Origin of the sequence: Variovorax boronicumulans (genome assembly GCF_029892485.1) — a bacterium.
GTDB lineage: Bacteria > Pseudomonadota > Gammaproteobacteria > Burkholderiales > Burkholderiaceae_C > Variovorax > Variovorax boronicumulans_B.
The window spans coordinates 571,222-589,925 of the sequence record NZ_JARXVG010000002.1; the positions used below are offsets into that span (position 1 = coordinate 571,222).

General features: G+C 67.6%; 19 protein-coding genes. 10 read left to right on the forward strand and 9 right to left on the reverse strand.

All coding sequences use genetic code 11. The features are described from left to right. Window positions 1-13: 13 nt before the first annotated feature. On the forward strand, window positions 14-1,684 hold the full coding sequence (locus M2282_RS07815) for an ATP-binding protein (RefSeq protein WP_280808205.1): 1,671 nt from the start codon (window positions 14-16) through the stop codon (window positions 1,682-1,684). After that, entirely contained in the window at window positions 1,681-2,391 is a 711-nt protein-coding gene (locus tag M2282_RS07820; protein ID WP_280808206.1) for an alpha/beta hydrolase, read from the forward strand. Before M2282_RS07815 ends, M2282_RS07820 begins: the two co-directional genes overlap by 4 nt. Here the strand turns inward: M2282_RS07820 and M2282_RS07825 are convergent. From M2282_RS07825 to M2282_RS07855, 7 genes are all read right to left on the reverse strand, one after another. Continuing rightward, window positions 2,366-3,130: a tRNA-uridine aminocarboxypropyltransferase gene (locus M2282_RS07825; RefSeq protein WP_280808207.1), complete on the reverse strand. Its 765-nt coding sequence runs from the start codon at window positions 3,128-3,130 to the stop codon at window positions 2,366-2,368. The two genes, M2282_RS07820 and M2282_RS07825, sit on opposite strands and share 26 nt — an antisense overlap. A gap of 65 nt (window positions 3,131-3,195) precedes the next feature. Then, the gene (locus M2282_RS07830) at window positions 3,196-3,606 is read right to left on the reverse strand and encodes a cupin domain-containing protein (RefSeq protein WP_280808208.1); all 411 of its coding nucleotides are present in this window, start codon (window positions 3,604-3,606) and stop codon (window positions 3,196-3,198) included. A 146-nt stretch (window positions 3,607-3,752) separates the two neighbouring features. Further along, on the reverse strand, window positions 3,753-4,565 hold the full coding sequence (locus M2282_RS07835) for a class I SAM-dependent methyltransferase (RefSeq protein WP_280808209.1): 813 nt from the start codon (window positions 4,563-4,565) through the stop codon (window positions 3,753-3,755). Between the two features lie 160 nt (window positions 4,566-4,725). Beyond that, window positions 4,726-5,751 carry a phosphotransferase enzyme family protein gene (locus M2282_RS07840; protein WP_280808210.1) on the reverse strand — a complete coding sequence of 342 codons (1,026 nt, stop codon included), beginning with the start codon at window positions 5,749-5,751 and terminating at the stop codon, window positions 4,726-4,728. 109 nt (window positions 5,752-5,860) lie between these two features. Next, a complete protein-coding gene (locus M2282_RS07845) occupies window positions 5,861-5,986 on the reverse strand; it encodes a hypothetical protein (protein WP_280808211.1) in 126 nt (41 codons plus the stop codon). 119 nt (window positions 5,987-6,105) lie between these two features. Beyond that, window positions 6,106-6,510, reverse strand: coding sequence for a hypothetical protein (locus tag M2282_RS07850; protein WP_280808212.1), 405 nt, complete (start codon window positions 6,508-6,510; stop codon window positions 6,106-6,108). Window positions 6,511-6,518: 8 nt separating this feature from the next. Further along, entirely contained in the window at window positions 6,519-7,430 is a 912-nt protein-coding gene (locus M2282_RS07855) for a LysR family transcriptional regulator (protein WP_280808213.1), read from the reverse strand. Window positions 7,431-7,636: 206 nt separating this feature from the next. Between M2282_RS07855 and M2282_RS07860 the strand changes: the two genes are divergently transcribed. Next, entirely contained in the window at window positions 7,637-9,016 is a 1,380-nt protein-coding gene (locus tag M2282_RS07860) for an MFS transporter (protein WP_280808214.1), read from the forward strand. 143 nt (window positions 9,017-9,159) lie between these two features. On the opposite strand, the gene M2282_RS07865 is transcribed toward M2282_RS07860, so the two are convergent. Together M2282_RS07865 and M2282_RS07870 are read right to left on the reverse strand one after the other, a co-directional pair. Continuing rightward, on the reverse strand, window positions 9,160-10,320 hold the full coding sequence (locus tag M2282_RS07865) for an ABC transporter substrate-binding protein (RefSeq protein WP_280808215.1): 1,161 nt from the start codon (window positions 10,318-10,320) through the stop codon (window positions 9,160-9,162). Window positions 10,321-10,712: 392 nt separating this feature from the next. Continuing rightward, a complete protein-coding gene (locus tag M2282_RS07870) occupies window positions 10,713-11,369 on the reverse strand; it encodes a glutathione S-transferase family protein (RefSeq protein WP_280808216.1) in 657 nt (218 codons plus the stop codon). A gap of 221 nt (window positions 11,370-11,590) precedes the next feature. Here M2282_RS07870 and M2282_RS07875 point away from each other — a divergent pair, with 221 nt between their 5' ends. From M2282_RS07875 to M2282_RS07910, 7 genes are all read left to right on the forward strand, one after another. Then, entirely contained in the window at window positions 11,591-12,133 is a 543-nt protein-coding gene (locus M2282_RS07875; RefSeq protein ID WP_280808217.1) for a Csu type fimbrial protein, read from the forward strand. Between the two features lie 18 nt (window positions 12,134-12,151). Further along, window positions 12,152-12,937, forward strand: coding sequence for a fimbrial biogenesis chaperone (locus M2282_RS07880; protein WP_280808218.1), 786 nt, complete (start codon window positions 12,152-12,154; stop codon window positions 12,935-12,937). After that, window positions 12,915-15,269: a fimbria/pilus outer membrane usher protein gene (locus M2282_RS07885; protein ID WP_280808219.1), complete on the forward strand. Its 2,355-nt coding sequence runs from the start codon at window positions 12,915-12,917 to the stop codon at window positions 15,267-15,269. The genes M2282_RS07880 and M2282_RS07885 overlap by 23 nt, the downstream gene beginning before the upstream one ends. After that, window positions 15,239-15,784: a Csu type fimbrial protein gene (locus M2282_RS07890; protein WP_280808220.1), complete on the forward strand. Its 546-nt coding sequence runs from the start codon at window positions 15,239-15,241 to the stop codon at window positions 15,782-15,784. The genes M2282_RS07885 and M2282_RS07890 overlap by 31 nt, the downstream gene beginning before the upstream one ends. A 140-nt stretch (window positions 15,785-15,924) precedes the next feature. Continuing rightward, entirely contained in the window at window positions 15,925-17,025 is a 1,101-nt protein-coding gene (locus tag M2282_RS07895) for an ABC transporter substrate-binding protein (RefSeq protein WP_280808221.1), read from the forward strand. 176 nt (window positions 17,026-17,201) lie between these two features. Then, window positions 17,202-17,969 carry a hypothetical protein gene (locus M2282_RS07900; protein WP_280808222.1) on the forward strand — a complete coding sequence of 256 codons (768 nt, stop codon included), beginning with the start codon at window positions 17,202-17,204 and terminating at the stop codon, window positions 17,967-17,969. Between the two features lie 334 nt (window positions 17,970-18,303). Continuing rightward, the coding region (locus tag M2282_RS07910; RefSeq protein ID WP_280808223.1) for an alpha/beta fold hydrolase at window positions 18,304-18,704 on the forward strand (401 nt) is incomplete at its 3' end.

Here is an 18,704-nt window from a genome sequence, read left to right on the forward strand (position 1 = left end):
ACGAGGAGACGCCGTGGAACTCGAGATACCGGAAATGCTGGCCGCTGTACTGCAGGGTCAGGTCGGCGCGCAGTCGCCGCTTGGCCTTCAGTTGGGTGGGCATGGCGCCGGGAGCGGCGTGCGCATCGTCTCCAGCCACCATTTCGACGGCCAGGCGCTCAACCAGCTCTTCCAGCTGGGCATGGCCGCCGGTGCGCGCGACTTGGTGTTCCAGCTGCTCGCGCTGGACAACCTCAATGGCGAACCGCTCGCGCGGCCCATCGCCAGCCTGGAGCTGATGGTGCCAGCGCTGATCGAGTGGCTGCGCCGCGACCTCATCGACGGTTGGCTCTACCAGCGCGGCAAGGATGGCGCCCTCTTGCCCTGGCTGGTGGACACGGTGCGCCTGGTGAAGCCGACGGATGGCGAGTCGTACGTGCTGGTGGGCTTGCTCGCCAATACGCTGCAATCCGCCGGCCGCGAGCCGCCCTCCGAACCGCGCCTTCGTTTTTCGGGCATGACCTGGGGCCTGAGCTTCCACGCGGAAGACCTGCCCGGCCGCACGCTGGCCGGCCTCTTCGCCGACCACGGCTTTCACAAGGAGTGCGCCGAGTTCAAGCGCGAGTACGACAAGCAGCTTGCGTGGTTCACCAGGCTGCAGCCGCAGTTCGGCGCCCAGTTCAGCGTCGACGGCTGCGCATGGACGGCCGGCGAAGGCCCGCGCGCGGGCATGTCGTGCCAGCGGCTGCCCGAAGGCACGGTGGCGCGCTGCGTGAACGACGAAGAGCTGCTGCGCCGCCGCTTCGACCTTGCCGCCGACGCGCACTACTGGCGCGAGAGCGGCGTCGACACCGGCTTCGACCGCATTCCGCAGCACTGCTACCTGCACCTCTTTCACCTCGACTGGCACCGCAACATCTGGGTCCACGCGCAGCACGTGAAGGAATACAGATACCAGCCCAACCTGCGCGAGCGGTTGGTGCTGCCGCAGGCGCACCGCGACCTGATCGACATCCTCACGGCCGACCGCTGCTTTCTGGTGGAAGACGTGGTGCCGGGCAAGTCGGGCGGCACGACCATCCTGTGCAAGGGCGCGCCGGGCCTGGGCAAGACGCTCACGGCCGAGGTTTATGCCGAGGTGGTCGGCAAGCCGCTGTACCGCGTGCATTCGGGCCAGCTCGGCGTGACGGCCAATTCGGTCGAGGCCAGCCTCACCAAGATCCTGCAGCGCGCCGCGCGCTGGGACTGCGTGCTGCTGCTGGACGAGGCCGACGTGTACATCCGCCGGCGCGACAACGACCTGCAGCACAACGCGATCGTGGCCGAGTTCCTGCGCACGCTGGAGTACTTCAGCGGCCTGCTCTTCATGACCACCAACCGTGTCGGTGACATCGACGAGGCCATCCTCTCGCGCTGCATCGCCGTCATCGACTACCAGCCGCCGGGCCCCGACGATGCACGGCGGCTGTGGGCCACGCTCTCGGTGCAGCTGGGCGTCGATCTGCCGGACCCGGTGATCGACCGGCTGGTGGCGGACTATGCCGGCGCGAGCGGCCGCGACATCAAGGAGCTGCTCAAGCTCACGAGCAAGTACTGCCGCCGCAAGGAACTGCCGCTGTCGACGCAAGCGTTTGCGCAGTGCGCGGTGTTCCGAGGCATCGCCGGTGCCTCCGCCTCGAAGCCAGGAACGGGAGCCGCCGCATGATCGACGCTAGCCTGCTGGGCGGCGCGCTCACCGGCCGCCTCGCCTTCCGGCCGGGCGCCCTGCCTGTTGCCGACCCGTTGCCGCCGGGGCGCCATGGCCTCTCGTTCGCCGAAGGGCGGGAGGCGGTGCTGGTGGTGCCGGAGGGCTTGCCTGTCGATGCACCGGTGCCGCTGCTGGTGATGTTCCACGGCGCGGGCGGCGAGGCCAACCGGGTGCTGCCGCACTTCGTGGCGCATGCGCGGGCGCGGCGTTTTCTGCTGCTGGCGCCGCAATCGATGTACCCGACGTGGGACATCGTGGTCGGCGGGCATGGGCCCGATCTGGAGCGGCTAGACGGTACGTTGTCTACGGTGGCGCAGCACTTTCGGATCGACCCCGCGCGCCTCGCGTTCGCCGGCTTCTCCGATGGCGGCAGCTACGCGCTCTCGCTCGGCATGACCAACGGCGATGTGGCGAGCCATGTGATCGGGCTGTCGGCGGGCTTCATGAACGCGTTCACGCAGACGGGCAAGCCCCGCGTGTTCATCGCGCATGGGCGCTCCGACAGCCAGTTGCCCATCGAGACCAGCGCGCATCCGCATGCGCGCCGCCTGCTGGAAAGCGGCCACGACCTGACGCTTCAGCCCTTCGATGGCGACCACGTCATCGTGCCGTGGGTGGTTGCGCGGGCGGTGGAGTTTTTCATGGGGCCGCAGGAGCCGCAGTAGTCACAGCCTGCACCTCGCGCAGCCGCTGATGCGCAGCGCCCTCCCACACGATGGGCTGCTGGTTCTTCGCACGCAGATAGTGGTGTGTGAACACCGCCAGGTACGCCTCCAGCGTTTGCTCGGCGATGTGTTCGCCTGCCAGGTTCATGCACAGGGCGGCCACCTCGCTGGTGCAGAAGTGGTCGTCGCGGCCGGAGCGGCGCAGCTTGTACTGGGATATCTGTTCGGGCTCCAGGCTCAGCACCGGCAGTGCATCGAGGTAGGGGCTTCTGCTGAACATCTTGCGGGCCTCGCCCCAGGTGCCGTCCAGCAGGATGAAGAGCGGGCGTTTCGCAGCCGATCCATCCAGCGATCCGGGCGACGACGCAACGGTGTGCACCACACGCTCGGGCGCCGCGTACTGGCCCGGGAACACCACATAGGGCTGCCACTGCGGATCGCCCAGCAGGGAGAGCAGCGCCGGGTCGGTCTCGGTGCGCGCCCAGCCGAAGGCGAAGGTGTCGGCGACCACATCGGCGATCAGCCAGCCGGTGTTGCTCGGCTTGAGCGGCTCGATGTCGGCCATGAGCAGGCACACCCCCGCGCGCGTGGCCACCGCTGGGCGCAAGGCGCACATGCAATGGGTGGGCACCAGACGGCAGCCTTCGCAGCGCTCGCGCTTGAAGCCCCCGCGTGCGAGAAAGGGCTTGGCACTTCGCGCGAGGCGGGCGGCGCGAAGGAGGGAAACGGCATGGGGCATGCGGGGATTTTCAGCTCAACGCGGTCCGGGAGCGAAGCGTCCGGGAGACGGGGACCCCGGGGAGCTCACTTGCTCACGACGAGCGGCTTGCCCTTCTGCACCAGGTATGTCGCGAGCTCGGCCGCGTTGCCGCTGCCCACATTTTTCGCCGAGTGGACCGCGCCCGCCGAAATGAAAAGCGAATCGCCGACCTTGAGCGTGACGGGTGGCTTGCCCTCGAACTGGTACTCCACCGTGCCTTCGAGCACATAGGCGATCTCTTCGCCCGGATGCGAGTGGAAGCCGAACGCCGCGCCCTGCGCGAAGTCCACACGCACCTGGATCACCTCGCGGCCGGGGTCGGCCAGGTCATGCTTCAGCGATTGGGTGCGCCCGATGCCAGGAGGCTGCTGCGCGAATGCGAAATGCGGGGCCAGGGTGCTGCCGGCGACCAGCAAGGCTGCGGCCATCGTTCGAATCTTCAGGGTCTTCGTCATGAGAACTTTCAGGGTGTGTGGATGACGAAGGCGATTCTTGAAGACAAGCAGCCCGACGGCCCCGCAATCGGTATGCCTGTGTATCCGGGCCTGCTTTCACAACAATAGATTTCACTGCCGACCGGGCGGCGGCCTGGGGCCGACCGCTATCCCGCCGCCACGATCACATGCGCCTGGATCTTGCCGGCCACCGGGCCTTCGCCATGGCGGCTAACAAGCGCTTCCGTCGCGCAGTCCGTGGCGAGCTGAAGCAAGCTGGCATCGCGCGCCTCGATTTCGCTGCGCAGCGGCGTTCCCTGGCAATAGGCGGTGGCAACGGCGCTCGCCGAGGACCCGCGGCTCACCTTCTCGCGCGTCGCGATCTCGATGCTGCCAAACCCCGCGCGGCTCAATTCCTCGCGGATCACCGCGACATCGTGATAGCCGTGCGGCGTGCGCGCGAGGAACCGCGGAGGGTCGTCCGGAAACACCGTGGCGACCGCGTTGGTGACGTCGTCTGCAAAGGCGTTCTCTTCGATGCGGTCCCACACGCTGAAGACGAAGTGCCCGCCGGGTTTCAGCACGCGGCGCGCCTCGGCGTAGCCGGCGATCCGGTCGGGGAAGAACATCGCGCCGAACTGGCAGCAGACAGCATCGAACGAGGCATCGTCGAACGGCAGGCCGAGCGCGTCTGCCTGCCGCCATTCGATGCGGGTGTCGGCCGGCTGCCGGGTGGCGGCGTAGTCGAGCATCGGCTGGTTGAGGTCGGTCACCACGTAGCGCGCATCGGCGCCGAGTTTCGGCGCCAGCGCCCGCGTGACCACGCCGCTGCCTGCCGCCGTTTCGAGCACCGCGCCCGGCGAGAAGGCCGCGACGAGCCCGGCCATGTCTACGGCATAGGCCTCGAAGATCAGGGGGACCATCAGCGTGTCGTAGAACTTCGGGATCGAGCCCGCGAACACCTTGTCGCTTGCAGCCATGGGAACTCCTTGACGAATGCCCTGGAGAACGTCGCAACGATTCCAGAGCAGACCAGACCTCCCCGGCGAGCGCCGCCTTCGGATGCTGGCGGCGGTGTGCCATGGTGATCCTGCGTGCGGGCCCCGTCAACGTGGCCCGTTCAGGTGGCCCCGCAAGCGGTCAGGCGCGCAGGTCCAGCCCTCTCCACGCCTCGAACACATCCACCTGTTTTCGCAGCCAATCCACGGGCGCCGAATTCGTCCCCCAGTGATGCAGCCGCCCCGCTGCCTCGCCAAGGTTCCACAGGTGCCGAAGCTGGATGAACAGCGGCAACGCAGCCAGGTCGCGCTCGCTCACCTCGCCGCCACCCGCGCGGTAGCCCCGCAGGTAGCGCATCCAGCGCTCGCGCAGCGCGTCGTCGGGCTCCTTGAGGGTCTTGCGGAACAGGTACGACCAGGGCATCACGCCCAGGTCGTAGGCCAGGAAGCCCGGGCCGGCATCGTCGAAGTCGAAGAACGCGGTTCTACGGGTGCCGGCCGCGTCCGTGTCCACATGGTTGTTGAAGCCGTGCGTGTCGCCGTGGCAGATGACCCGCGTCAGTCCGCCTTCGGCCGCAGCCAACTCCTCGAGCAGGCGGTGCGCCAGCCGGCTGTACGTTTCGAAAAGATCCGAACCCAGCTCGGGGTATGAGCGGAGGTAGCCAAGGGTCCTGCCGGCAAGGTGGTGGCCGTCCAGCGTGTAGCGACTTGGCGGGCCCGCGTAGTCACGCGCCGCCTCGTGGATGTGGGCCAGCGCGCGGCCGGTCAGTTCGAAATCGTCCAGCGTTTCGGGAATCGAGCCTTCTGCGTGGCGGAACAGGGCCAGCGCACGCGGCCCTTCGGGGAACTGCAGCTGGATATGCGCTTGCCCGTTCGCCCCCGGTACCGACGCCGCCACCCCAACGCCCTTGGCCTCCAGGTGGGCGAGCAGCGCGACTTCGAAATCGACGTTGAAGCCGCCACGTGGGCGGATCGAGTACAGGCGCGCCACGTACCGGGTTCCGTCGGCCGAACGCACCGCGTAGTTGTCGTTCAGTCCGCGGCGAATCAGGTGGCACTGCTCCACCTGAAAGTCGTGGTGTTGGGCCACCCAGCGTGCGACAGAGATGGCGGCGGCGGTGGTATGGGCGGGAACGAGATGGGGGTCGTGGGGCTGGATGTCGGGCATGGTGCTTTGTTTGTCTAGCAGGGAGTGTCGCTGACGCACGCTTGCCAGCCTTGGGCCGGTGTCGCGGCGCGCCGAACGCCCCCCGCCGTTCGTCCCCCCTCCGGCAGCTCTACGCCCGGAACCAGATCCTGAGCGTCACGTACACCGCATAGCTCAGGCCAAGCACCATCCACGCGAGGAAGAACATGTTGGCCCAGTGTTCGCCGGCATTTGCCGCCAGGGTGTAGACCTGCATCCTGCAAGCCTTGCCGACGAGAGGATGGTATTGGAGCAACCAGCCCGCATTGGCCCGCGGGAATCGGCGCCTGGAAATGGCAGGGGGCAGCTTTGCGCGCCCTGTGCGTCGGCCCAAACCTATTGGGAGTGGACTCTGAATCCCAGGTAGAGGAAAAAAGCCACGATGAAGCCGATGATCGCAAGCGCAATCGACCACGGGATGTCCGTACCCCGATGGTTGCGCGGCGGAGCTGCATCCAGGCGGGCCAGCGTTGCCCGTCGCTCCTCCGGTGCATCGGCGATGAACTTGACGATGCCTGCGATGCCGCACAAGACAACGGCTGCCCCGAGGATCATCCATCCCCAGACCTCTGTAGCGAACGTGATGGGAAGAGCCCCATCGGCCGTCGCGACAAAGGGTTCGCTTCCTTTTCGCGAGACGACGACTTGTCCGGCACGCCACGCGTTGAATCCGTACAGAAAGGCGAAGGCTCCCAGGGAGAGGGTCGCGGCGATCAGGAGGAGCAGTTTGAGGAAGCGCAAGACCATTCCTATTCATTCAGCGGCCGGCAAACCTCCAGCACCAACCCACGCAGCCACTTGTGCGCCGGGTCCCGATCCAGCCGCGGATGCCACATCTGCGACACGGTGATCTGCTTTGTCGCCATCGGCAGCGGGAACGCGCACAGCGTGCCCCGCGCCCTCAGGTGCTCGAAGTACGAGGACGGTATCAATGCCACCAGATCGGTCGCGGCTGCAATCGACAAGGCGGTGCTGAAGTTGGGCACCACGACCGCGGTGTTGCGCACCAGGCCCATCGCTGCGAGCGCATCGTCCACGGGCCCCACGGCCCGGCCGCGGCGCGATGTGACCACGTGGTCGCAGGCGGCGTAGCGCTCGGCAGTGATCCCGGGTTCGGCGAGCAGCGGATGGCCCTGTCGCACCACCGCGATGAATCGGTCGCGATACAGCGTCTGCACGCGCACCTCGGGGCCCGACTCGCCGAGAACGCCGACATCCAGGTCGAGCAATCCTTCGCGCAGCGGTCGAACGTCCTTGTCGGGCTTGGGCGCGAAGCGCAGGCGAACGCCGGGCGCCTCGTGCGCGGCGCGCGCCACCAGCTGATGCGCGAAAGCCTCGATGAAGCCGTCGTTGGCCCGGATGGTGAACAGGTTCTGGAGCGTGCGAGGGTCCATGCCCGCGCCGGCAGGCTGAAGCACCGCGCGCGACTCCTGCACCAGTTCTCTCACGCGGTCGCGCAGGGCCAGCGCATGCGGGGTGAGCACCATGGCGCGACCTGCGCGCACGAGCAGCTCGTCGCCTGTCGATTCCCGCAAGCGCGCGAGCGCCCGGCTCATGGCCGAGTCGCTCAGGCCCAGGCGCTCGGCGGCCTTCGCGACGCTGCCTTCGGACAGAAGTGCGTTCAGCGCAAACAGCAGGTTCAGATCGGTATCTGCGGACATGCCCGAACCTAGCACGGCCGCATCGGTTTCGACAGGCGCCGCATGCAGGGACAAGCTGCGCGCCACGCGCTGGGCAAGCCACAGGCGCAGTCCTAAGCTGATCTGACGCGATAGAGCGTGCCTTCCCGAGTTGCCCAATCATGTTGTCTTCCACGCTTCGACCGAACTCTTCTTCTCCCGTTGCCCGCACCGTCGAAACCAAGGCGGTGAACGACGCAAGCGCAGTGCACGACACCGATGGCCTGCCACTGCCGCGGCGCTTCGCAGCCGTTGCCGCCATCCTGGGCGGGGGTGTGCTGGTGGTGCTCGACGGCGCCATCGCGAACATCGCGCTGCCGGCCATTGCCCAGCAACTGCAGGCGACACCGGCCGATGCCGTCTGGATCATCACTGCCTACCAGCTGGCCGTGGTCATGTTCCTGTTGCCGGCTTCCGCTGTCGGGGAGCGGTTCGGATACAGGCGCGTGTTCGCTGGCGGCGTGGCGCTGTTCACCGCGGCGTCGGTGCTGTGCGCGTTGGCCCCGTCGCTGCCATGGCTTGTGGCTGCGAGGTGCCTTCAGGGGCTGGGCGCCGCGGCCGTGATGCCGCTGGGGTTGGCGCTCTTGCGCTTCACTTATCCGCGTCGATTGCTGGCGCGCGCTATTGCCTGGAATGCGCTCGCGGTTGCGGCCGCGTCAGCGGCGGGCCCCACCCTTGGCGCTTTCATACTCTCTTCGGCGAGTTGGCCCTGGCTCTTTGCGGTCAACCTGCCGATCGGCCTCCTCGTGCTGGCCGCCTGCGCAGGCTTGCCCAGCCCACCGCGCTCGGTGCTGCGCCGCATCGACGTGTGGAGCATCGCGCTCAACGCGGGCATGTTCGCCTCTTTAGTACTGGGAAGCGACCGGCTGGTGGTGCATCCGTTGCACGGCGGCGCGTTGCTCGTGTTGTCGGCCGTTTGCATGGTGCTGCTGGTACGGCGCGAGATGCCGAAGGCGGCACCGTTGATCCCGCTCGACCTGTTGCGCGTGCACTCGTTCCGGATCTCGGTCATCGCCTCCGTGTGCTGCTTCACCGGCCAGATGGCCGCCCTGGTGGCGCTGCCGTTCTACATCCAGCACGAACTCGGCCAGAGCGCAGTGACCGCCGGCCTCTTGATGACCCCTTGGCCCTTGGCGGTGATGCTGGCTGCGCCGCTGTCGGCACGCCTGGCCCAGCGCGTGCCGAGCGCCTGGCTGTGCGCGGCCGGAAGCGCCTGCTTCGCTAGCGGCCTGGCCCTCTGTGCCTTCTGGCCGATACACGGCAACGCAGCCTTGCCGATCGCGGTGTTCACCAGCCTCGCGGGCTTCGGCTTCGGTCTTTTCCAGACGCCCAACAACCAGAACATGCTGCTCTCGGCCCCCAGGGAACGCAGCGGCGCGGCCGGTGGCGCCCAAGGCACCGCACGGCTCACCGGGTTGACGCTCGGCAGCCTGTTGATGAGCTTGATGTTCGGGCTGCTGCCGTCCCACGGCGCGGTGCATTGGGGCCTGGCGGTGGCGGCTTTGGCTGCGCTGGGCGGGAGTGCGGTGAGTTTGCTCAGGAGTCCGGCGAGGGCTGATCTCGCGTGACTCTGTTTGGAGAGAGCTGCGCAGATGTTTGCAGTGGGCAATGTTGCGAGTCTCAGAGACCCCATTGCAGAACTTCGTTGGCACGGCGGCCGAATCTCATCTCATCGATAGGCCAATCTCGCCTGCCGGTGAGAACAACAACCCTATCGACACTCGTTCCAGTACCAGTCAGGATTCCCCTTCAGCGGCGTGGCAATCCGCTTGAGAGACGCGCGGCCCTGCGCGTCCTTCGCAACAACGAAGACGTGCCCGTCCTGAACCGGAAAACCGTTGCGTAGAAACCTGAAGCCACTGCGCACCGAAGAAAAGTTGGCCGCGTCCAGTGCGTTGCGCAAAGCATCGCGATCGGCGACAGCGCCCTTGGTCTCCTTCAGCGCGCTGTCGATCAAGAGCGCCGCATCGAAACCTTGCGCAGCGTATTGCGATGGAATGCGCCCATGCTTCTTTTCGAAGGCGGCAACGAAAGCCTTGCTCGTCGGGCTCGGCAGGTCGGGGCCCCAGACCGCGCCTGACACCACATTGAGCGCGGCATCCTTGAGCAGCGGCAGCGTCGTGCCATCGACCGTGCCGACCGTCAGCAGGGGCACCTTGTTCAGGAGGCCCGAGCGATTCATCTGCTGGATGAAGTTGACGCCCATGTCGCCCGGCAAGAAGGCAACCACCGCATCGGGAGCGACGCGCCTGATTTGCGCCAGCGCTGCCGCGTAGTCGGTCTGGTCGGGCTGGATGTGGATTTCGCTGACCACCTCGCCCGAGTAGTAACGCTTGAAGCCCCGCAGCTGGTCCTGGCCCGAGGGGCTGTCCGGCGCCAGGAACAGCGTCTTCCAGTAGCGCTGATCGACTGCGTATCGCCCCACGATCCCGGCCTGGTACTCGTCCTGATACGAGGTGAAGAAGAATTTGCTGTTGCACCGCTTGCCGGCAATCGACGCCGGGCCGGCATTCGAGCCGACGAACAACATGCCCGATCTGGCCATCGGCTTGGCCATTGCCATCATCACGTCGGAGAAGGTCACGCCGGTGATGAAACTGACCTTGTCTTTCTCGATCAGGTTCTGCGCGAGCTGCGCCCCGAGCTCGGGGTTGTGCTGATCGTCTTGCTTGATGACCGTCACGGGCACGCCGCCGAGCATTCCGTGCCGTTGCTCGACCGCCAGCATGAAGCCGTCGTACTGCTCCTGCCCGAACGCCGCCGCCGGTCCGGACAGCGTGCCGACAAAGCCGATTTTTACCTGTGCGGAAGCAGCCAGCGCCGTGGCGCCCAAGGCGCAGGCCATGAGGACAGAACGAATGCGAAGGATCAAGATGTTCCTTGTGATGAGTCGGGTGAGTGGTCAGAAGGAGACCGGGTTCGAACCTGGCCAGGCTTGCGCCACAAAAGTTCAGCAACGTCCAAGTTGCTCATTCGAAACTGGAGGCTTGCGCCGTTCGTCAGCCGACCTCGCAGTTCGTTTAGCTTGACGTCGTAGCTTCGGCCCTGGCCGGCCCATCCGGACTACTCCCCGGACCAGGCGGAAATTGATGCCGGCAGATCGCTCGACGGTTTCCGCATTGCGACGTCTGTTGGCGCGGCAGCAGCAACTGTGCTCTCTCATGCTTCCGGCTCCAGAGCACTCATGAATTCGGGCCAAATTGTCGCGTTCTCCTGGTCGGAGGTCATGCTGCGCATCCCTCCGTTCTCACCATCGCCGCCCCATCATCCCACCGCCAAGGGCGCAGCATTGATCGCCAGCTGCGCAGCGAACGACCGCTGGTAGGCCGGCCGCGCTTCGCCGCGAGCGACATAGGCGGCCAGGCTCGGAAACTCGTTCAGCAGGCCGGACGGCCTCAGCCGGAGCAGCACCGACACCATCAGCAGGTCGCCCGCGCTGAAGCCGCCGTCCAGCCAGTCGCCGTCGCCCAGGCGTGCGGCCAGCTGGTTCAGCCGGATGCGCACCCGGTCCTCGACGAGGGGCTGGCGCTCGGCTTTCCAGGGCCTGTCGCCTTCCGCGAACTTGACGGTGACAAGGTCGAGGATGGGAGGCTCGACCGTATTGAGGGCCGCGAACATCCACGCGATGGCGCGCGCCCTTGCGTTGGCGTCGGCGGGGAAGAGGCGCGGTTGGTGGCGCTCGGCGATATGCAGCACGATGGCGCCGGTCTCGAACAGCGCGAGCTCGCCTTCCTCATAAGTGGGGATCTGGCCGAAGGGATGCAGCGCCAGATGCGCGGCCTCCTTCATCGCGCGGAAGGACACCAGGCGCACCTCGTAAGGCAGGCCGGCCTCCTCCAGCGCCCAGCGCACGCGCGTGTCGCGCGCCAGGCCCTTGCCGCCGTCGGGCGACCGTTCGAAGGCGGTGATGGTGATGGTCATCTCGTGAGTGTCCTTTGGACGTGTGCCAAGTCAAGGCTCGCAAGCTGTTCATGGGGAGCTCAACGAAGGCGCCCGGCGATGGAAGTAGGCCCAAATCATTCGTCTTCGCGCGGCACGGGAACCAACGTACTGCAGCGGCTTTTGGACGACAGGGATGACCCCGCTTCGCAATACTGCGTAACAGGTTAGAACGAAGCTGTCGTCCATGAAAGGTCAACCCGATGCGCCACACCCTCCGCCCCCTTCTCCTTGCCGCCGCCCGCATCGCGTTGCCCGCCAGCGTGCTTCTTGCTCCGCTCGCGGTCATGACTTCCGCCCAGGCCGTCACCGCGACCACCACCTTCCAGGTGACGGCCACGGTGCTCAAGGCCTGCCTGATGACGACCCCCGCCACGCTGGCCTTCGGAAACTACGACCCCGCAGCCGCAACGGCGCTGGCCGGCACCACCACCTTCAGCGTGACCTGCACCTTCGGCACGCCCTATTCGCTCGGGCTGGACGCGGGCGCCGGCGCGGGCGCGACGATCACCGCGCGCGCCATGACCAGCCCCACGGCGGCGGCCGGCCACAAAACCTTGGCCTACGGCCTCTTCAAGGAAGTCGGGCACACGACCAACTGGGACAACAGCACTTCCGCCACCGGCTACACCGGCACCGGGCTGCCCCAGGTACAGACCATCTACGGACAGATTCCCACGGCGCAGTACACCGCGGCGGCGGCGACCGACTATGCCGACACCATCACGCTCACGCTGACCTACTGATCACCAATTGACAACAGATTGATCGCAGTCACCCGCGGCATGCGCCGCACCTTCCTGCTGTGGTCTGCCCTGCTGCCGTGCGTGCTGGTGTCCCCCGGCGCGCTGGCCGCCAGCCTGAGCGTGGCGCCGCTGCGCATCGTGCTGACGCCGGAGAGACCGGTGGCCTCGCTCACCATGGGCAACAGCGACGAGGGTGAGGTCGCGGTGCAGGCCGAGGTGCTGGCTTGGTCGCAGGAGGATGGGCGCGACGTGTACCGGCCCACGCGCGACGTGCTGGTCAACCCGGCCATCTTCCGCCTGCCGCCGGGCGGCCGGCAGATCGTGCGGCTGGGGCTGCAGGTGCCCGCCGAGGCTGGCGAGCGCAGCTACCGTGTGTTTCTTCGCCAGTTGCCGCGCGACCAGGCCCTGGCGCAGGACGGCGGCGAAGGCCCGAAGGTGCAGACGCTGCTGCGCATCGGCGTTCCGATCTTCGTGCCGCCGCTGCAGCTGCGGCAGTCGCTGCAATGGCGCCTGCTGGCAGGCGGCGCGGGCGGCCGCGGCTACAGGCTCATGCTCGACAACCAGGGCAGCGAGCACATCCAGGTCACGCAGCTGGTGGTGCGCCGCGAAGGCGGCGGTGAACTGCTGCGAAAGAGCCTCTCCCACTACGCGCTGGCCGGGCAGTCGATCGGCATCGAGCTCGATCTGCCCGCCCTTCCACCCGATACGCGCCTGCACATCGAGGCGGTCACCGATGCACCCGAGGCCTTGTCCACCGTCAACGCTACCGTGCTGGTGCCCCGTGGGCCTGCCATGCCGCGCTAGCGTCTGGGCGTGCTGCGGCTGGCTGGGCCTGCGGGTCGCCTGCGCGCAGGCCCAACCGGCGGAAGTTGCCGCCGGAGCCATCGACGATGCGCAACCGGCGATCCTGGAAGTGCGCATCAATGGCCAGGCGCAGCAGGCGCCGCGCCCGCTGCTTCGGCGCGGCCCGCAACTGCTGGCCGCCGAAACCGACCTCGCCGCCTGGCGCCTGGTGCGGCCTGCCGCGCCGGCCCTGCGGCGCGGAGAGACGAACTACTACGACCTGCGCACGCTGCCCGGCGCGCAGTTGCGGCTCGACGAAGGCGCGCAGAGCGTGGAGCTGACGGTGCCGGCCGAGGCTTTCACCGCCGGCACGGTGCTCACGCATGCAAGCGATCGCCCGCCGCTGTCGGCCTCGGCCTTCGGCGCTTTCCTCAACTACGACCTCGTGCTGCAGCATGACCGCGAGGGCAGCCGCGCCTCGGGCTACTTCGATGCCGCGACCTCGGGCGAGTGGGGGCTGGCGGGCACGAGCTTCGTCGCCGGGCGCTCCGTGTTCGGCAGATCCGGGACCACGCGCCTGGACAGCTACTTCCGCCGCGACGACCCCGACCGCCTGACCCGCCTCACGGTCGGCGATGCGATCACGCAGGCATCGGCATGGTCCACGCCCTTTCGTTTCGGCGGCGTGCAGTTCGGCACCCGCTTCGGCCTGCAGCCCGGCTACATCAGCTACCCGATGCCGACCTTGCGCGGCGGCGCGGCCGTGCCTTCCGCGGTGGAGGTCTATGTGAACGACACGCTGCGCTACCAGCGCCGCGTCGACGCCGGACCGTTCGCCATCTCCGAGGTGCCGGTGCTCACCGGCGCGGGCGAGATGCGCTTCGCGGTCACCGACGCCCTGGGCGTGCAGCGCACCGTGACCACGCCCTACTACGTGAGCTCGAACCTGCTGCGTGCCGGGCTGACCGACTACTCGCTCGAAGCGGGCTGGACGCGCCTTCGCTACGGCGAGCGCAGCTTCGACTACGGGCCGCCCTTCGTGGCCGGCAGCTGGCGGCAGGGCCTGAACGACAGCGCCACGGTCGAGGTGCGCGGCGAAGCCGGCTCGCGCAGCCAGACGGCGGGCGCCGGCCTGACCTGGGTATGGGGCACGGTGGGCGAGTTCGCCTTGCATGGCGCCGCCAGCCGCAGCAGCGACGGCGGCACCGGGCGCCTCTGGCGCGCCGCCTACACGCGCAGCAGCGACGAATGGAATTTCTCCGCCAGCCGGCAGGTGGCCAGCCGCGGCTTCACGCAGATCGCCTGGCAGGACAGCCCGGTGCACGTCGATAGCCAGAGCCAGCTGTTCGCGGGCCGCTCGCTGGGCCGTTACGGCACGCTGGGCGCCAGCCACACCCGGCTGCACTACAACACCGGCGAGCGCGTGGGCGTGACCACGGCCAGCTGGTCGATCGGCGTCGGCGGCGGCGCCTGGCTCGGGACTTACCTGGCCCACACGCGCCAGGATGACCGGCGTTCCACCACATCGGTCGGCCTCAGCCTGAGCCTCGCGCTCGGCGACGGCCGCAATGCCTCGCTCTCGCTGCAGCAGCAGAACCCCGGCAGGCATTCGGCCGTGGCCGAGATGAGCCAGCAGCCGCCCAGCGACACCGGCTGGGGCTGGCGGCTGCGCGCCGCCGATGGCGAGAACGCGCGCACCGAGGCGGGCGTCGACTACCGCGGCCGCTACGGCCAGCTCTCCGCCGAAGCGGCACGCGCGCAGGGCCAGGGCGCGCTGCGCGTGCGCGCCAGCGGTGCCGTGGGCTACGCGGGAGGCGTGGCCTTTGCCACCCGCCAGTCCGACGACGCGTTCGCGCTGGTGACGGTGCCCGGCGCCGCGGGCGTGAAGGTCTACCGCGAGAACCTGCCCTGGACCACCACCGACAGCCAGGGGCGCGCCGTCGTCTCCGGCCTGCGCGCGTACGAGCCCAACCACATCAGCATCGACAACGGCGACCTGCCGATCGAGGCGCAGGTGCGCAGCGATGTGCTGCGCGTGGTGCCGCGCTACAAGGGCGTGGCCGAGGCCAGCTTCGACATCTCGCGCGGAATGCTGGCGACCGCCACGGTGTTGCTGCCCGACGGCAGCCCACTGCCCGCAGGCATCGACGTGCTGCGCCCGGCGCGCGGCACCTTGCTCATCACGGGCTTCAACGGCCAGCTCGCCATCGACGATCCGCAGCCCCGCGAAAGCTTCGAGGCCCGCTGGACGAAGGGGCACTGCCGCTTCACGCTCGGTGAGATCGACCGCTCGGGCGCACTGCCCTCCATAGGCCCTTACCGATGCCTGCCCGTTCCGTCGCCGCGACCATGAAGCGCACTGCACGCAGCACGTCTGCGCTGGTCCTCGGGCTGGCCGGCCTGCTGGGCATGCACGACGCGGATGCCGCATGCACGGGCGTCGGCCTGTTCAGCTGCAGTGCGACGGTGAGCGTGTCGCAGCCGCTGGCGTTCGGAAACTACAACCCGGCCAACGCCACGCCTGCGGACAACACCACGACCATCAAGGTTGTCGGCACCATCACCGGGCTGGGGATTCTGGTGAGGCTGTCCTACACCATCGGCCTCGACGCTGGCGCGGGCGGCACCATCGCCGACCGACGACTGGCAGGCCCGAGCGGCGGGTCGCTGCCCTACAACCTCTACACCACGAATGCACGGACCCTCGTGTGGGGCGCTGCAGGAGCCAGCGACAGCTACGACGCGCTGGCTTCGCTGGGCGGCACATCGGTGACGAACAACTACACGGTCTATGGACGCATTCCGGTTGGGCAGTATGTAGTGCCGGGCGCCTACAGCAACATCATCACGGTGACCGTCACCTACTGAGGAAGCGGGCAGGTTCTTTCGCGATTGCGCGGAAATATGAGCGGCTGCATCTCATTTTTCGCGCTGTTCGAAAACACACAGGGCTGCGAACAATTGTGTCCGTTCGTTTCATTCCGCCACGCAGCCACCCTTCCTCATCAATGAAAACCCTGCTCGCCCTTGTTGCCTTGACCGTCACGCTGGCCGCTTCGGCGCAGGAGAAGATCCTGATCGGCCAGTCGGCGCCTCTCACCGGCCCTGCCGCCGCGGCGGGAACGGCGTTCGTCGGCGGCGCCCGGCTCTACATCGACCAGGTGAACCGGGCCGGGGGCATCAAGGGACGCCTCATCGAACTGCGCACGCTGGACGACATGTACGTGCCGGAGCGTGCCGCCGCGAATGCCAGGACCTTGGTGGATGCAGGCGCGATCAGCCTCTTCGGCTTCGTGAACACGCCGGCCTCGGTGGCCGGTGCGCAGGTCGCCGTCGAAAACCGCGTGCCGTTCATTGCGCCCGCCACCGGCGTGAGCAGCCTCAGGCAGCCGGGCAACGACTACGTCTTCAATGTTCGCAGCAGCTTCAAGGACGAGACCAGCCACATCGCCTCGCACCTGCAGGTGCTGGGCATCAAGCGGATCGGGTTCTTCTCGCTGGAGATTCCCGAATCCAAGGTGATGTTCGACCACATGGGGGGGCTGCTCGGCAAGAGCGGCCAGAAGTTCTTTGCCGCCGTCAACCAGCCGCCCGGCAAGGTCGACCTGAAGAAGGCCGCCGAAGAACTCAAGCCGAAGGAGGTTCAGGCCGTCGTGATGTTCTGCCCCGGAAAGATGTGCGCGGACCTGATCGGCGAAATCCGCAAGCAAGGCGGCTCGCCGACCTTCTACACGATCTCCTCCGCGGGCGATGTGTTCGGCGAACTCGCAGCCCAGGGCGTGAGCATTGCAGTGACCCAGGTCATGCCCTACCCATGGACGGTGGGTTCGTTTCCGATCGTGGGCAAGTACCGGGAGGCGATGAAGGCGGCCAACGACACCCGCATCGGTTACTGGAGCCTGGAGGGCTACGTCAGCGCGCAGGTCCTGGTCGAAGGGCTGCGGCGGATCAACGGCGCGCCGTCGCGCGCGACCATGCTCGCGGCCATGCAGAACCTCGGCCATCTCAACCTGGGCGGGTTCGATCTGACGATCGACCGCGAAGATCGCGGCGGCTCGCACTTCACCGACCTCACGCTGGCGCGCAGCGGCGGCAAGTACATCCGCTGAGCGCGACACGGGCCATCGGGCGCCCGCACCGCGCCACCGTGCGCATGCAAGGCGCCGTCAACACAAGGTAGCGCGTTGACCGGCGAAGCGCGATACAGGCGCACACGCACGGGGCCAGGCCTATGGCAACATCCCGCCGATAGCGGCAGCACGCTGCGGGAATCTCCAGGCATTCAATGGCACTGACACGCGACAACTGGCCCAGCCGGGCAGCCATCCGGACATCGCTGGCAACCCGATTCGCCTTGCCACCCTTGCCTGCGCCGATCCAGGACTGGTTCGCCTGGTGTCGCAGCATGGGGACCCGGTCGCTCGTGCTGGACGAGCCGAGTTGGCGCGAGGGTTGGCGCGGCGATCTCACCGGCTCTGGCGCTGTCGATGTGCCTGGCCTCCTGGCGGAAATGGAGGGCTACCGCTTCATCCTGGACCAGGAGGCGAGCACGCCGGAGCACCTGGTGTGGAGCGACGCCGTGGAAACGGGCCAGTGGCAGTCGCACTGGGTGGTCCTGCAAAACGCCAATGGCGATCCGTTGATCGGCGACATCAGCCAGCCCGAAGTGCCGGTGCTCTGGGACTGGCACGGGAGCGGCCGCTGGTCGCCGCAGCCGCTGTACCCGAATCTTCGAATGCTGATGGAGCGCATCGAGGTCGAGGCGCCGGAGCCACCGGAAGACGCTCCGTCGAAGGTCCTTTTCTATACGGTGCATCTGACCGACCTGGGCGCGCAGCCCCTGCAGGTGCTGACCGCGCTCAAGGCGCATCAGGACTACAAGCATCTGGCGGGCGCAGGCCTGCTGAAGCTCAAGCACCAGTTGCCCTTGCCGCTGCTGGTCGACAACGTCAGCGGCGCGGCGAAGGACTACCTGGTTCGCCACTACGAGGCGCTTGGCGCGCGAGTGGAGGTCGTCGAACGGGGGTTGCGAAGACCTTCGGCGCCGCGCTGACGCATGCACAACCGGGCTGGACCCGGGCTTCTGGCGTCAACGGCAAGCCCGTCGATCTGGCGCAGCACCGGACCTGTTTCGCCTGCCACCCGGCGCTCGTGAAGAACCAGGACTGCGTGTTCACGCGGCTCGCGCGTTGACGCGTTCGCCCCCATCCCGGTATTGAAATTTATTGTTGGCGAACGCGGCCCAGATACAGAGGCATACGCAATCCGCGCGCCGGGCCGCTCGACTCCGAACAATCGCTTCACCACTCCGCAAAGCCCACGCCAGATCGGCAACGACCGCGCCCACGGAGTGCCACCACCCCAACTTCAGATTCCAGGAGATCCCGATGACCGCTTCCTCCCTTTTGCTTCGCCGCTCTTTCCTCGCCAAGGCCGCGCTCGGCGTGGCCGCCGCCCAGATGACCTCGATCGTGCCCGCCTTCGCGCAATCCGCCGGCACCGCCGCGGGCAGCGCCCGGCGCCTGGAGCCGCTCAAGAGCATCGAGGCCAACGGTCTGAACATCGGCTACTTCGAGGCCGGTCCGGCCAATGGCGCGCCGGTGATCCTTCTTCACGGCTGGCCCTACGACATCCACATGTTCGTGGACGTCGCACCGCAACTTGCCGCCGCGGGCTTCCGCGTGATCGTGCCTTACCTGCGCGGCTACGGCACCACCCGCTTCCTCTCGGCCGACACGCCGCGCAACGGCCAGCAGTCGGTGGTCGCCGTGGACATCATCGCGCTGAT